This is a genomic window from Tsukamurella sputi (assembly GCF_007858445.1).
Classification (GTDB): domain Bacteria; phylum Actinomycetota; class Actinomycetes; order Mycobacteriales; family Mycobacteriaceae; genus Tsukamurella; species Tsukamurella sputi.
Genome location: NZ_VIGV01000134.1, coordinates 1 through 582, shown reverse-complemented (window position 1 = coordinate 582; position 582 = coordinate 1). Strand labels below are relative to the sequence as shown.

1 protein-coding gene is annotated in these 582 nt (G+C 66.0%); it reads right to left on the bottom strand.

Annotation, left to right across the window (positions count from 1 at the left end):
• Positions 1-582 (bottom strand): MlaD family protein (locus tag FK268_RS23495; protein ID WP_146437859.1); only part of this gene is annotated, 582 nt, incomplete at both ends.

Sequence of the window (582 nt, the reverse complement as noted above, 5' to 3'; positions counted from 1 at the left end):
CCAGTCATCGGTCGGCTTGAGCAGGGCGACGAGGATCTGATCGTTGTCGTTGATCGTCGTCACGAGGCTGCCGACCGAGGTGATCGCCTGGCTGACGTTGTCGTTCTGCCGGCCCAGGTCGACCACCGTCTGCGAGACCGTCTTGACCAGGCCCGAGAGCTTCTGCGGATCGGCCGGCAGGTTGGTGTTGATCCGGCTGAAGGTGTCCTGCAGCTGCATCAGGCTGCCGCTGCCGAGGAAGTTCGCCAGGTCGGCGAGAATGTCCTCGATCTGCGTCGGCGGCTTGGTCTGCGTGGTGGGCAGTGTGTCGCCCGCCTTCAGCGGCGTACCCGGCTTGCCCGGCGTGGTCTTGAGGGCCACGTACGTGTCGCCGAGGATCGTGTCCTGCTGCAGCGTCGCGGTGACCGTGTTCGGCACCTTCACGCTGTTGTTGATCTTCACGTCGACGACGGCCTTGCCCTCCTCGAGGGTGACCTTCTGCAGGCGGCCGGAGACGACACCGTCGAAGACGACCCGCGCGCGGTCGGGCAGGTTCAGCACGTTCGTGAAATCGAGGTGCACGACGTAGCCGTCGCCGCCGCC